The 12,691-nt window shown below is 70.4% G+C and carries 13 protein-coding genes; 8 read left to right on the plus strand and 5 right to left on the minus strand.

Annotated elements, in window-relative coordinates; translation table 11 throughout:
- The first annotated feature begins 14 nt into the window (after positions 1 to 14).
- The 3 genes from H976_RS27515 (at position 15) to H976_RS27520 (ending at position 2,106) form a co-directional block, all read left to right on the plus strand.
- Positions 15 to 350, plus strand: a complete 336-nt coding sequence (locus H976_RS27515) for a hypothetical protein (protein ID WP_036227566.1) — start codon at positions 15 to 17, stop codon at positions 348 to 350.
- Positions 351 to 380: 30 nt separating this feature from the next.
- Complete coding sequence (locus H976_RS0119955; protein WP_027862975.1) at positions 381 to 1,628, plus strand: MFS transporter; 1,248 nt, start codon at positions 381 to 383, stop codon at positions 1,626 to 1,628.
- Between the two features lie 76 nt (positions 1,629 to 1,704).
- A complete protein-coding gene (locus H976_RS27520) occupies positions 1,705 to 2,106 on the plus strand; it encodes a response regulator transcription factor (RefSeq protein WP_196804155.1) in 402 nt (133 codons plus the stop codon).
- 11 nt (positions 2,107 to 2,117) lie between these two features.
- Here H976_RS27520 and chrA read toward each other — a convergent pair whose 3' ends face one another.
- Complete coding sequence (gene chrA / locus H976_RS0119965) at positions 2,118 to 3,515, minus strand: chromate efflux transporter (protein ID WP_155918558.1); 1,398 nt, start codon at positions 3,513 to 3,515, stop codon at positions 2,118 to 2,120.
- A 43-nt stretch (positions 3,516 to 3,558) separates the two neighbouring features.
- On the opposite strand from chrA, the gene H976_RS31025 reads away from it, so the two are divergent.
- From H976_RS31025 to H976_RS0119985, 4 genes are all read left to right on the plus strand, one after another.
- Complete coding sequence (locus H976_RS31025; RefSeq protein ID WP_051277149.1) at positions 3,559 to 4,347, plus strand: ArsR family transcriptional regulator; 789 nt, start codon at positions 3,559 to 3,561, stop codon at positions 4,345 to 4,347.
- Positions 4,348 to 4,369: 22 nt separating this feature from the next.
- Complete coding sequence (locus H976_RS0119975; protein ID WP_027862978.1) at positions 4,370 to 4,744, plus strand: VOC family protein; 375 nt, start codon at positions 4,370 to 4,372, stop codon at positions 4,742 to 4,744.
- Between the two features lie 118 nt (positions 4,745 to 4,862).
- Positions 4,863 to 5,534 (plus strand): response regulator transcription factor, encoded by a 672-nt coding sequence (locus H976_RS0119980; RefSeq protein ID WP_027862979.1) that lies wholly within the window; start codon positions 4,863 to 4,865, stop codon positions 5,532 to 5,534.
- A 27-nt stretch (positions 5,535 to 5,561) separates the two neighbouring features.
- Positions 5,562 to 6,926 (plus strand): HAMP domain-containing sensor histidine kinase, encoded by a 1,365-nt coding sequence (locus tag H976_RS0119985; RefSeq protein WP_027862980.1) that lies wholly within the window; start codon positions 5,562 to 5,564, stop codon positions 6,924 to 6,926.
- 145 nt (positions 6,927 to 7,071) lie between these two features.
- Here the strand turns inward: H976_RS0119985 and H976_RS27525 are convergent, their stop codons facing one another.
- From H976_RS27525 to H976_RS0120005, 4 genes are all read right to left on the minus strand, one after another.
- Positions 7,072 to 7,347: a hypothetical protein gene (locus tag H976_RS27525; protein WP_051277151.1), complete on the minus strand. Its 276-nt coding sequence runs from the start codon at positions 7,345 to 7,347 to the stop codon at positions 7,072 to 7,074.
- On the minus strand, positions 7,344 to 8,027 hold the full coding sequence (locus H976_RS27530; RefSeq protein WP_036227570.1) for a DUF2306 domain-containing protein: 684 nt from the start codon (positions 8,025 to 8,027) through the stop codon (positions 7,344 to 7,346). Before H976_RS27530 ends, H976_RS27525 begins: the two co-directional genes overlap by 4 nt.
- Positions 8,024 to 8,719: a hypothetical protein gene (locus tag H976_RS0120000; RefSeq protein WP_027862981.1), complete on the minus strand. Its 696-nt coding sequence runs from the start codon at positions 8,717 to 8,719 to the stop codon at positions 8,024 to 8,026. Before H976_RS0120000 ends, H976_RS27530 begins: the two co-directional genes overlap by 4 nt.
- 127 nt (positions 8,720 to 8,846) lie before the next feature.
- Positions 8,847 to 11,636 carry a LuxR C-terminal-related transcriptional regulator gene (locus tag H976_RS0120005; RefSeq protein ID WP_027862982.1) on the minus strand — a complete coding sequence of 930 codons (2,790 nt, stop codon included), beginning with the start codon at positions 11,634 to 11,636 and terminating at the stop codon, positions 8,847 to 8,849.
- A 192-nt stretch (positions 11,637 to 11,828) separates the two neighbouring features.
- On the opposite strand from H976_RS0120005, the gene H976_RS0120010 reads away from it, so the two are divergent.
- Entirely contained in the window at positions 11,829 to 12,665 is an 837-nt protein-coding gene (locus H976_RS0120010; protein ID WP_027862983.1) for a hypothetical protein, read from the plus strand.
- The last annotated feature ends 26 nt before the right edge of the window (positions 12,666 to 12,691 follow it).

Consider the following 12,691-nt stretch of genomic DNA (forward strand, 5'->3'; position numbering starts at 1 on the left):
CCGGAGCACGCGCGATGAGAATCCTCCGCGGACTGCTCGGTGCCTTGCTCTGGATCCTTGCCGGCCTGCTCGGCCTCGTGGCCCTGCTGCTGTGCGTCACGATCATCCTGCTGCCGCTCGGCATTCCGCTGCTGCGCCTGGCGCGATCGCTGTTCGCCACGTCGGTGCGGCTGATGCTGCCGAGGGCGGTGGCGCATCCGGTCAAGGAATCCAGGCGCAAGGGTCGCAAGCTCGCACCCGATCCGCCTGATCTCTCAGGCCGGACGGCGAAGGTCCGCAAGAAGGCCGGCAAGAAGATCCGCAAGCAGGGCAGGAAGGTCACCGGCCGTCAAAGGAAGCTGTTCGCCTGAGCTGCCAGGTCGCTGCCTAGGCTGGACGGCGTGACCCCGCCTGGAACCATCCGCCGGACGCCACCGGCGTGGACCCCGTGGCGGACGGTGGTCGCCTTCGGGGTGGTCAGCCTCGCCGGCGACATGGTCTACGAGGGGATGCGCTCGGTGGCCGGGCCGTTCCTGGCGTCCCTGGGCGCGTCGGCCCTGGCCGTCGGACTCATCACCGGCGCCGGCGAAGCGATCGCCCTGGTGCTGCGACTCTTCTCCGGCCCGTACGCCGACCACGGCGGTCGCTACTGGTCGCTGACCATCCTCGGCTATGCGATGACGGCGATCTGCGTCCCACTGCTCGCGGTGACACCGTTCGTCGGCAGCATCGGGCTGGCCCTGGCCGCGACGCTGATCCTGCTCGAGCGCGCCGGCAAGGCCATCCGGAGCCCGTCGAAGTCCACTCTGCTTGCCCGAGTGGCTGTCTCGGTCGGACGCGGCCGTGGGTTCGCCGTACACAAGGCGCTCGACCAGGTCGGGGCGTTCGCCGGTCCGCTTCTCGTCGCCGGTGTGATCGCCCTGGTCGGGGTGACCTGGCCCGCCTTCGCCGTACTGGCCGTCCCGGGGGCCGCCTGCATGGTGCTGCTGTTCAGCCTCAAGCGCCACACCGACGACCCCGAGAACGCTCACGAGGTCGCGTCCGCCCCCGACGCAGCTCCCGCGCCGGTGAGCACGATCGTCGAACCCCGGGCCCTGTCCGTGCAGTTCTACGCGTTCGCCACCTCGTGCGCCCTGGGCACCTTGGGGTTGATGACGTTCGGCGTCATCTCCTTCCACCTCGTCGACGCCGGGCTGGTCAGCACTGCGGTGGTGCCGCTGATCTACGCCGCGGCGATGGCGACCGAGGCCGTGGCCGCGCTGGTGACCGGGTTCGCCTACGACCGCTGGGGGGCGGCGGTCCTGTACACCTTGCCGGTCACCATCGTCGCCGTACCGGCGCTCACCCTGGCCCATGCGCTCACCGTCGTACTCGCCGGGGTGCTGCTGTGGGGCGCGGTGACCGGTGTCCAGGACTCCACGGTCAAGGCGCTCGTGGCCGACCTGGTCCCACAACGCCGCCTCGCCACCGCCTACGGCGTCTTCGCTGCCTTCCAGGGTGTCGCCGCGCCCGCCGGCGGAGTGCTCGCGGGCGGGCTGTACACCGAGCACCGCATCCTGCTCGTGGTCCTCGTCGGCCTGCTGCAGCTGTGTTCCGCAGTCCTGCTCGTCCTCGCACTTCGCCGCCATCACCAGGACGTCCCGGCTTGAGACAGGTGGAACCGACCACGTGGCGACGAGACCACGAACCGGTGGCGGTCCACCGCCACCTAGGATGGCGGCCACCATGACAGCGCCCCACGAGACTGCGACCGCGCCGAGCGTGTTCGTCGTCGACGACGAGCCCGACCTGCGCATGCTCGCGCGGACCATCCTCGAGCGCGGTGGGTTCAGCATCGCGGCGGAGGCCGCAGACGGCCTGGAGGCGCTCGAACACTTCCGCGAGCTCGATCCCCCGCCGACCCCGTCGGTCGTGCTCCTCGACAACCGGATGCCGGGTCTCACCGGACTCGAGGTGGCCGAGCAGATGCTGGTCCACCACCCGGGGCAGGTGATCATCCTGTTCTCGGCCCACCTCGACAGCACCGTGCAGGAGCAGGCGCGCACCATCGGCATCACCGCGTGCGTCTCGAAGGCACAGGCCACGCGCCTCCCGGAGATCATCCGGAACCTGCTCGACCAGCACTGAGGTCGCGGCGCTCAGGTCGTGGCCACTCCGAGCAGCCCGGCGGCGAGCCCGAGGAGTGCGCAGACGCCCAGGGTGCGCAGCACCGTCCACCGCAGCCGGAACAGGAGTGCGGCCGCGACGAGCGCGACGCCGAGCGACAGCGGCTTGAACGTGCCCAGCTGCGGCACTGGCAGGTGCACCGGCCCCCACACCACCACCTCGACGTCGCCGAACAGGGTGGCAAGCGCGAAGACGACCGCGAGGTTGGCGATGACGCCGACCACCGCCGCGGTGATGCCGGTCAGCGCGGCCGAGAGGGACTGGTTGCCGCGCAGCCGTTCGACGAACGGCGCGCCCAGGAAGACCAGCGTGAAGCTCGGGACGAAGATGAGCACGGTGCACAGGACGCTGCCGACGAGGAAGCCGACCCAGGGATCCATCCCCGCCGGCGGGTGCCGGTAGCCAGCGATGCCGGCCACGAACTGGGTGACCATGATCAGCGGCCCGGGGGTGGTCTCGGCCAGCGCGAGGCCACGGACCATCTCACCGGGCGCCAGCCAGCCGTACACGACGACCGCCTGGTGGGAGATGTAGGAGAGCAGGGCGTAGGCGCCACCGAAGGAGACCAGGCTGGAGACGGTCCACAACCGGACCCCGTCGGTGAAGACGGTCCCGGTGCCGGTGGCCGCGACCACGAGCCCGACCGGAACGGCCCAGGCGACCACGCCGATGACCAGGACCTTGCACGCATAGGAGCGGCTGGGTCGGGCGTGGCGCAGGGCGTCGTCGGGAACCAGCGGAGGCGGACCGTCGACCGTCCTCGTGTGGTCACCGGGCCGCCGCATGGTCTGCGGCGCCCACCGGCCCAGCGCCCAGCCAATGGCGCCTGCGGCCGCGACCACGAGCGGGAACGGGACCGCGAACACGGTCAGGCCCACGAAAGCCGCGACCGCGAGGGTCACGAGCGCCGGATGGGTCAGCGAGCGGCCGCCGACCCGGACGACCGCCTGAGCCACGATCGCCAGGACCGCTGGGGCCAGCCCCGCGAACAGGGCGGCGACCAGGGTCGAGTCGCCGGCCGCCAGGTAGACCGCGGTCAGCCCCAGCAGCGCCACGAACCCGGGCAGCACGAACAGGACACCGGCGACCAGGCCTCCGCGGACCCCGTTGAGCAACCAGCCGACGTAGATGGAGAGCTGCTGAGCCTCCGGCCCCGGCAGCAACGTGCAGTAGGACAGCGCGTGCAGGAACCGTTGCTGGCCGATCCAGCGCTTCTCGTCCACCAGGGTGCGCTGCATGACCGAGATCTGGCCCGCCGGACCGCCGAAGGTCTGGAGTGAGATGCCGAACCACGCCTTGGTCGCCTCGCGCAGTGGAAGGGCGTCACCGCCGAGGACAGGCGTCGGCTCGTCACCCAGCTCGCTCGTCACTCGCGGCGCCGGCCTCTCGCTCGTGTTCCATCAAACTCGTTTGATGTATCTTGGAGCCGTGGTGTCCACCCGTCAAGTATCGGCGCCGCCGGCGTTCGTCCGGTTGACCGCCCACCCGCTGCGCTGGCAGCTCCTCACCGCTCTGGCGGAGAGCGACTACCGGGTTCGCGAGCTGGTGACACTGCTCGACGAGCCGCAGAACCTGCTCTCCTACCACCTTCGCCTGCTGCGCGACGGAGGCCTGGTCGGCGCCACCCGAAGCAGCTACGACGGCCGCGACAGCTACTACCACCTCGACCTGGATCGCTGTGCTGAGGCCTTGGCCGAGACCGGCGCGGCCCTGCACCCCTCCCTGCACCCCACGCAGCACCGCGGTAGGACCAGGCGACAGCCTGACCGACCCGCCGACGTGCTCTTCGTGTGCACCGGCAACAGCATCCGCTCACCCATCGCCGAGGCCCTGCTGCGTCACCACGGCGCAGCCAGCGTTCGCGTGACCAGTGCCGGCACCCGACCCAAGCCCGAGCTGCACCCCCACACGGTTCGGGTCCTGGACGAGCGGTTCGGCATCGACGTCACCAGCCAGCGGCCCCGGGGCCTCACCACGCTGAACAGGCGCCGGTTCGACCACGTGGTCACCCTGTGCGACAGAGCCCGTGAGACATGCCCCGAGTTCGCCCACACCCCACGCCGGACTCACTGGAGCATCCGCGATCCCGCCGCGACGAGCGGCTCGGCACGCGCCAGCTACGCCGTCTTCCAGCAGGTCGCTGCGGACATCGACACCCGCATCAGGCACCTGCTCCCGTCTCTCGGCATTCACCGCCACTGAGCCACGACACGCAGGGGTTTCTGTGCCCGCACCCGAGCAGTACGCCAGCGTCCGCTACGTCGTGGACGACGTGGAAGCGGCCATCGCCTTCTACACCACCCACCTGGGCTTCACCGTGAAGACCCACCCGGCGCCGGCGTTCGCCGACGTCGTACGCGGCCCGTTGCGGCTCCTGCTGTCGGGGCCTGCCAGCTCCGGAGCGCGCGCCACACCGAGCGACGCCGACCGCGCCGGCCGCAACCGCATCCATCTCGTCGTCGACGACCTCGACGCCGAGGTCACCGGACTGCGCGAGGCCGGCGTCCGTTTCCGTAGCGAGGTGGTGACCGGGCCGGGCGGTCGCCAGATCCTGCTCGAGGACCCCGCGGGCAACTTGGTCGAGCTGTTCGAGAACTGACCCACTTGTCCGCTGCGTCCTCAGGCCGCACGTGTTCAGGTTCACGACAGGTCCGGGTGTCTAGCCTGCGGCTCGTGGCGCAACGTGTCGCGACCGGCAACCCGCCTAGGCTGACCCGATGCACGTAGTGGTGGTCGACGATGAGCCACGCATGGTCGAGCTGATCACCGGCTATCTCACCGAGAACGACGTCCAGGTCACCGGTGCTCACGACGGCACCAGCGCCCTGTTCGCTGCCCGCCAGGCCGACGTCGACGCCGTCGTACTCGATCTCATGCTGCCCGGGATGAGCGGCACCGAGGTCTGCCAACAGCTGCGCCGCGAGGGCAACGACGTACCCATCCTGATGCTCACCGCCCGCGGGACGGTCGCCGAACGCGTCGCCGGACTCGAGGCGGGCGCCGACGACTACCTGGTCAAGCCGTTCGCGCTGGAGGAGCTGCATGCCCGACTGCGTGCCATCGGCCGCCGCCGCGACCCCGAGGACACCCGCTTGACCGTGGGCGACGTGGTGATGGACGAAGGGGACCGGCGGGTCTGGGTCCACGAGGAAGAGGTGAACCTGTCTCGGCGCGAGTTCGACATGCTTCATTCCCTGATGTCGGCCCGTGGACGCGTGGTGAGCCGCGACCGCCTCTACGACGACGTCTGGGACTTCGAGGTCGACATCTCCAGCAACGCCATGGACGTGCACATGTCCCGCCTGCGACGTGCGCTGGCCGCCTCCGACCAGGTCACCATCCGCACCCTGCGCGGAGTCGGGTACCGCCTCGAGATCACCACGCGATGAGCCCCGCCCTGATGTCATGAGCCGGAGATGAGCCTGTGGAGCCGCCTGTTCGGTGACCGACCGATCGTGACCCGGCTCGTGGTGGCGGTGGCGGCGACCATGACGGTGGTCCTGGTGCTGGCTGGGGCGTTCGTGTACTGGCGCGTCGAGTTCGCCCTCAACCGCCAGCTCAACCAGGACCTGGACGCCTACCACGCCGTGGTCATCCGAAACCTGTCCACCGGCGCCACCCCGCCGACCGACACTCCGGGGCAGAGCTACCAGGTCTACGACCGAGCCGGCCGCGTCGTCGGTGGCGACGCCCGGACCCGACTCAGCGACATCGAGACAGTCATCGGCGTCCGCGCCGGCGAGACCGTCCGTCAGGACGTGGGCAGCATGCTGCCACCCTCGAACCGGCCCTACCGCGTCCTCACCTCCCGGGTTCGAACCCCCGCCGGATCCGTCGTCGTCTCCTCGGCGATCAGCCGGCGCAAGCACGACGAAGCGCTGCGCGAGCTGCTGGCGCAGCTCGTCATCGCCGACCTGGCCACCCTGGTCGCGGCGTCCCTGGTCGGGTACGGCGTCGCCCGCGCTGCACTGCGGCCGGTGGAGCGGTACCGTCGTGCCGCCGAGCGTGCCGGCGACGCGCCGGTACTTCCGGTGGACCCGAGCCATGACGACGAGATCACCCGACTCGGCCACACGCTGAACGCACTCCTGGCCCGGATCAGCACCGCAAACGAACGCGAGCGCCAGTTCCTTGCCGACACCTCCCACGAGCTCAGGTCACCGCTCTCGGTCATGCGCACCGAGCTCGAGATGGCGCTGCGGCGTCCGCGGCCACCGGACGAGACGAAGGCAGCCCTGGAGTCGCTCCAGGACCAGGTCGAGCGGCTCATCGCGGTCTCCAACGCACTGCTCGACCTCGAGGAGGTGCGCGCCGGAGACACGCTCGACGGCGAGCAGGTCGACACCGGAGTGCTCATTGCCGACCTCGTCGGGCGCTACCAGGCCGAAGCAGCAGTGCTGGGCCGTCGCATCGAGGCCCGGTCGCCTGGTGGCACAGCTGAGGGGCCCTCGACCGACGTGGTCGTGACGGGCAACCGGCACTGGCTCGACCTTGCCCTGGGCAACCTCGTCTCCAACGCGCTGCGCTACGGCGACGGCACCGTCACCATCGCCGCCACGGACACCGGTGACCGGGTCCGGCTCACCGTCAGCGACGAGGGCACCGGCTTTGCGCCCGACTTCGTCGGCAAGGCGTTCGACAGGTTCACGCGCGCCGAGTCCAGTCGCACCAGTCGGGGCACCGGTCTGGGTCTGTCCCTGGTCCAGGCCGTCGCCCATGCACACGGAGGTACGGCGGCGATCGACGGCAGCAGTGTGGCGCTGGACCTGCCCGTTAGCTAGGCGGCATGTCCACGGTGATCGGACCGGGGGGCCCGACACCCGCCGTGGTGGTGACGGTGAAGGTCACGTCCTTGGCGCCCCGCGGGACCGGGCGGGGAACAGCACCTTGCCGATCAGCTCCTCCTTGAGGTCGACCGGGACCGGGCTAGCGATGTTGCCGTGCCGGGAAAGCGCCGCGCTCGGAGTTCACACCGGTGACGTCGGTCGGCGTCACCGAGATGAGTGTCGTGCCCAGGTCGCGGACCCTGGCCAGCAGGCCGTGCAGCTCGGACTGGTCGCGCACCGCACCGCGCAGGATGGTCGACCCGTCGTCCTCGTGGATGAGGGTGAATCCGTCGAACCAGCTCGACCAGCGCTCGTCGAGATGTCCGCGGAGGCGCAGGTCGTAGGACGCGGGGGCGTCGGGTGACGGGGTGGTCATGACGCACCGGCCAGGGCCGTGCGCCCACTCGTCGTCCGCCGACGCGCAGGGCGGCGGATGACCCACTCGGCAACGGCGAGGTTGATGGCCCACGCCGCCGCCATCATCAGGTCGTGGTTGGCGACCCCGGTGCCGAAGAGTGCTTCGCCGAACCCGACGGTGAACACCTGGGTTCCGGCACCGAGCGCGAGCGCGTAGGCGCGGGTCATCCACGCCCGGTGCCGGGTGACGTCGCGGCGCCGAATGGCCGCCAGCCCCAGGATGACGGCGGCGCCCATCACGGCGCTGACCACCAGGCGGGTCACCCACAAGATGTCGCCCGTGCCGGCTTTCTGCGCGTAGGCCAGGGTCATCCACAACCCGGAGAACGCGACCGCCAGGCCCAGAACCACCAGGAGCCGTCCGGTGCGGCGGTGCCACCCCGGGTGGCTGCGACGCAGCCGGCCGGAGAACTGGAACGCCCCGAAGATCGCGTAGGCGATGGCGGACGCGACGTGGATGACCAGCGGGACCGGGGACGCGGCGAACCGCGGGTCGCTGGGGAGAACCTCGGGTCCACCGAGCACCTCGACGAGGCGGCCGGCGCCACCCGCGATCGGGATGAGCGCCAGCGCCAGGAGGGCGGGAGGAATCCACCACCCGGTCCGGACGACCCGTCCAGGAGCTGGTGCCTGGTTCATGCGACACCGACAGTGCTGGGCGCCGTGGCAGCCTCAGCGGCGGTCGGGGCGATGGTCTCCTCGACCCTGGCGACCTTCCACAGCGAGTAACCCAGGGCGATCATGGCGATGCCGTTGGGGAATGCCAGCAGCCGGTAGAGCGCGTCCGGCATCAGCGCCAGAGCGCCGGTGGCCACGCCTGCGACGGCGAGCAGAGCGGCGGCCCAGCGGGTCAGGACATCAGCGCGGAACAGGGCGATGCCGAACAGCAGGCTGCCGACCAGGAAGGCGAGGCCGCCGACCTTCATCACGGTAGCGAGCGCCCCGATGTCGCCGTGCACGGTGCCGCGACTGGTGTTGACGGCGATCGCGTCGTTGACGAAACCGGCACTGGAGGTGGCCACCTCCGGGAGCACGTAGGCGGCGGTGAACGAGACGCAGATGATGCTGAGATACCCCGCAGCGAACACCAGGTAGCCGATCAGCCCGAGGAGCCCGTTCTTGCGGACCTGGTGCAGGTACATGCCGGTGATGCCGGCCAGCGCCAGTACGCCCATGAGCAGCTTCAACGAGTCGCGGACGTAGACGTCGGTGGTCTGGATGGAAGTCGCGCTCAGCTGCGGGTGGTTGATCTGGACGCCGATGAAGATGGCACCAGCGGCAGCGGCGGCGATGCCGGCCCAGCGGGTCAGCCTGTTCGGGGTGATGGTCATGTCGGGATCCCTCTTCGGTAGTCCGCGGCGGGTCCCGCGGGGGTACCTGGAACCTAGGGACGGGCGGGGATCGGCCGCGTCACCACATGATGTGATTCACGATGTGACATCGGGGCCCAGCCGGGGCTCACAGGACGCCGTGCTCGTGCCCCCGGCGTACGGCGGCAGCCCGCGTCTTGACGTCGAGCTTGGTGAAGATGCGCTTGGTGTGGCTGCGCAACGTGTTCAGCGAGACGTAGAGCTCATCGGCGATCTGCGGCCCGGTCAGCTCGGAGTCCAGGAGCTGGAGGACCTCGACCTCGCGCTGGCTCAGCGGCTCGGGCAGGGACTGCGCTGTGGCAGGTGCCTCGACCGGTGACTGTTCGCGCTCGAGCAGCGAGCGAGCCCACGCCCTCACCAGCTCGTCTCGCTCCTCCTGCTCGGCCCGGTCCTTCGGATCGAGGCGCTGGTCGGGTACGTCGCGGGGGCCGGCCGCATCTCGGAGCAGCTCCAGCATCGGAGCTCCTTCGTCGAGGAACAACCGCACGTAGCTCTGCGGCTCCGCGGCCTCCGCGCGTAGCTGGACCAGGTGCCCGAACGCTGCCGCATGATCGCCACGGGCATGGTGGGTGAGGGCCTGCAGCATCCGGATCTCCACCAGGCTGCCGAGGCGTCCGACGTGCGCGGCCGCACGTTCCATTCGTGCCAGCAGGGCCAGGAGCCCGGAAAGATCGGCGGCGTCGGTGCGGTGCTGCGCCAGGAGCAGCCGAGCCAGGGTCAGGTGCTCGTACTCGCGCAAGTACTCCGGTTCGTCGTCCACGCTCAGGCCCTGCGCTTCAGCCCAGCTCGCGGCCGAGGCCAGGTCGCCGGTGGCGACGTGCAGCCGGACCACCATCGCTTCGATCGGCCGCACCTGGGGGTGGAAGCCGGGACGGTAGAGGCTGGCGGCCTCCTCCAGCAGCGATCGTGCCGACTCGAAGTCGCCTCTGCTGACGCGCACCTGGGCCTTGACCAGCGGCCACCGGTACCGGTTCTCGCTGATGGAGGCTTGCTCGGCGAGTACGGCGGCCGTCTCCAGGTGTGTCTCGGCGCTCGAAGTGTCGCCGACCTCACGGTCGAGCTCGGCCAGGCCGACGTGCAGGTCGGAGGTCGCACGCGGATACGGCTCTCCGTTCGCAGTTGCGATCACCAGCGCCTGCTCGTGGAGGGCGCGGGCCCCGCTGGGTCGACCGGCGGCAACCCACATGTCGGCGAGCACGACCGTGGCGTCCAGCTCATCGACGAGGTTCCCGGCCGCGTGCAGGCTTCTCAGTGCCTCGGAGAACGTGGCAATCGCTTCTTCGATGTCGCCAGCAGCCCAGGCAGCCAGGCCGAGGAAGCCGCCCGCGCTGCCTCTCACGAGGTGGTCCCCGGAGTCGGCCAGGTCGAACGCCGCGCGTGCGTGGCGCACCGTTCCGGCGACATCGCCCCGCGCCTGGGCCAGCGACGCGCGATAGACCAGGATCGTGGCCGGCGCCGTACGAAGCTCGTCGTTGGCCGCCCACGCGTTCGCCAGCCCCGGCTCGTCGGCTCCCGCCGCGAGCGCTGCGTCGGCGTCATCGAGCCAGGCCTCGAGCCCGTCGAGGTCGCCGGCCATCATGCGTTCCCAACCGGCCACGATGCTCAGCATCGGACTGCGACGGAGCACCGAGGCGGGCAACGATCGAGCCCAGGCGAGCAACAGGCTGTCCTGTCGCGCGCGACGGACCTCGGGGAGCGCCTCCTCCATCAAGTGGGCGGCCCGGGTGAAGTCTTCGGCCACCAGCGCATGCCGCACGGCGTCCGTGGTCAGGCCCTTCGCGGCGAACCAGTCACAGGCCCGCCGGTGCAGCTGGGGAACCAGCTCCGGTTCCTCGGTGAGGAGGCGTGACTGCAGCACGTCGGCGAACAGGTGGTGGTAGCGGTACCAGGCACGCTGCGTGTCCAGCGGGACGACGAAGAGGTTGGCGCGCTCCAGATCTACGAGCATTGCTGTTCCGCCCGTCAGGCCACTGACCGCGTCGCACAACGGCCCGGTGAGTCGATCAAGCACCGAGGTGCGCAACAGGAAGTGGCGCACCTCGTCCGGCTGCCGGGCCAGAACCTCGTCAGCCAGGTAGTCGATGACGAACCGGTTGCTGCCGGTGAACGCCTCGATGAAGTCGGTGACCTCAGGCCGGGTCGCCATGGCGCGCAACGACAGAGCGGCCAGCTGAAGACCGGCGATCCAACCCTCGGTGCGCTCCTCGAGGGCATCCACGTCAGCCGCATCCAGGTCCAGACCCATCGCCTGGTTGAGGAACCGTTGTGCCTCGTCGCTGGTGAAGCGCAGGTCGGCGCCACGCACCTCGGTGAGCTGGCCACGGCTGCGCAGCCGAGCCAACGGCAGCGGCGGGTCGGCGCGAGTAGCGATGGTCAGGTGCAGCTGATCGGGAAGGTGCTCGAGGAGGAACGTGGTGGCTTCGTGCACCTCGGGGCTCGTGATGACGTGGTAGTCGTCGAGGACCAGGATGCTCTGCATCCCGGGCGCTTCCTCGGCTGCCTCGGCGACGGCGTTGACCAGGGCCGTCAGTACGGCGGAGGGGTTGTCGGGTAGCGGTCGCAGAGCCGTCGTCGCCTCCAGCTCGATCCCGAGGTGTGCCCAGGCCGCCACCAGGTGCGTCAGGAGCCGGGTCAGGTCGTTGTCCCCCGCGTCGAGCGACACCCACCCGGCGCGGGCGAGGGGGTGCCGCTGACGCAGCTGGGCGACCCAGTCGCTGAGCGCGGTGGTCTTCCCGAACCCGGCCGGCGCCGAGACAAGTGTCAGACGATGCCCCGGGGCGAAGCCGGCGTCGAGCATCTCGACCAGCCTGGTGCGCTCGACGGCCTGCGGGCGCCTGGCCGGCGCGAACAGCTTTGTGGCGAGCACTGCTGTCGACACCTACGGATCATAGGAGCCACGCGCCCGAAGTGCCGTGTGTGATCCCCTGCGGCCTAGATGTCTCCTCGTGCCACGGGTCGCGAGTGGCTCCCGTCCAGACCGCCGCGGGTCCACTCCTTGACAGCCCAGCAGAAGGGCAACAGGCTCGCTGGAGACGGAGCTCGCGCTCGGGCTCGTCGGCAGGAGCTCCGCATGGTGACGGCGACGCCAGAGACGCTCGGCCAGGTCCTTGGCCAGGTGCTCCAGTCGGCCGCGGACGCGGCAGCCGCTGCTCCTGACGCGCTCAGCCAGGTCTTCGACCAGGCGGGCCAGACGGTCGGTCGCACGGTCGACCAGGCGGAGCAGCTCCCGGCCGACGCCTTGACCGCGCTCGAGCAGCTCATCGACCCACCCGACTGGGCCTCGCTGCTGATCTTCCTCCTGCTCAAGGTCCGCGACCTCGACCCCGACCACCTCAGCGTGGGATCGATGCAACCTGACGGCTGGTCACGGGCCGTCACCCTCACCTACACCGTCGAGCCGGGCAAGAGCGTGACGATCGGCTTCGCGATGACCGACCCCGCTCCGGCCCGGCACGGCATCGTGCTCCAGGCCACGGCCGGGCTCGCGATCGCTGCCACGCCGTTGGGACCGCTCACCTTCGCCGTCTCCTCGCAGGGCGACGCGAGCTGGCGCATGGCGTTCTCCGGCGGGGTGCAGCCACCGGCCGAGCAGGCCTCCATCAACGCCCAGCTCTCCTGGGATCCGGGGATCCACGCCGGCAACGACACCGCCGGGATCAGTGTGGGCGCGCTTCGTCTGGTTGCCGTCCTGTCCACGCTTCCGGGGGCTCCGCTGTACTCGCTCAGGCTCGGCTTCGGCGATGCCGCCCGGCCCGGTCTCGAGGCCAAGGTCGACCTCGGGCAGCTGCTGGGAGCCCTCGGCGCCATCGTGCACGTCGCCGCCCTGGACGAGAGCTACACCCCCGAGCTAGTGCTGACCCAGGGCGCCGGCCCCCAGTTCAGCCTCGGCGAGAAGAGCTCCGCATGAGTCGGCGTACGACGACGGAGCCGGTG

Origin of the sequence: Marmoricola sp. URHB0036 (assembly GCF_000426045.1) — a bacterium.
Taxonomy (GTDB): domain Bacteria; phylum Actinomycetota; class Actinomycetes; order Propionibacteriales; family Nocardioidaceae; genus Marmoricola.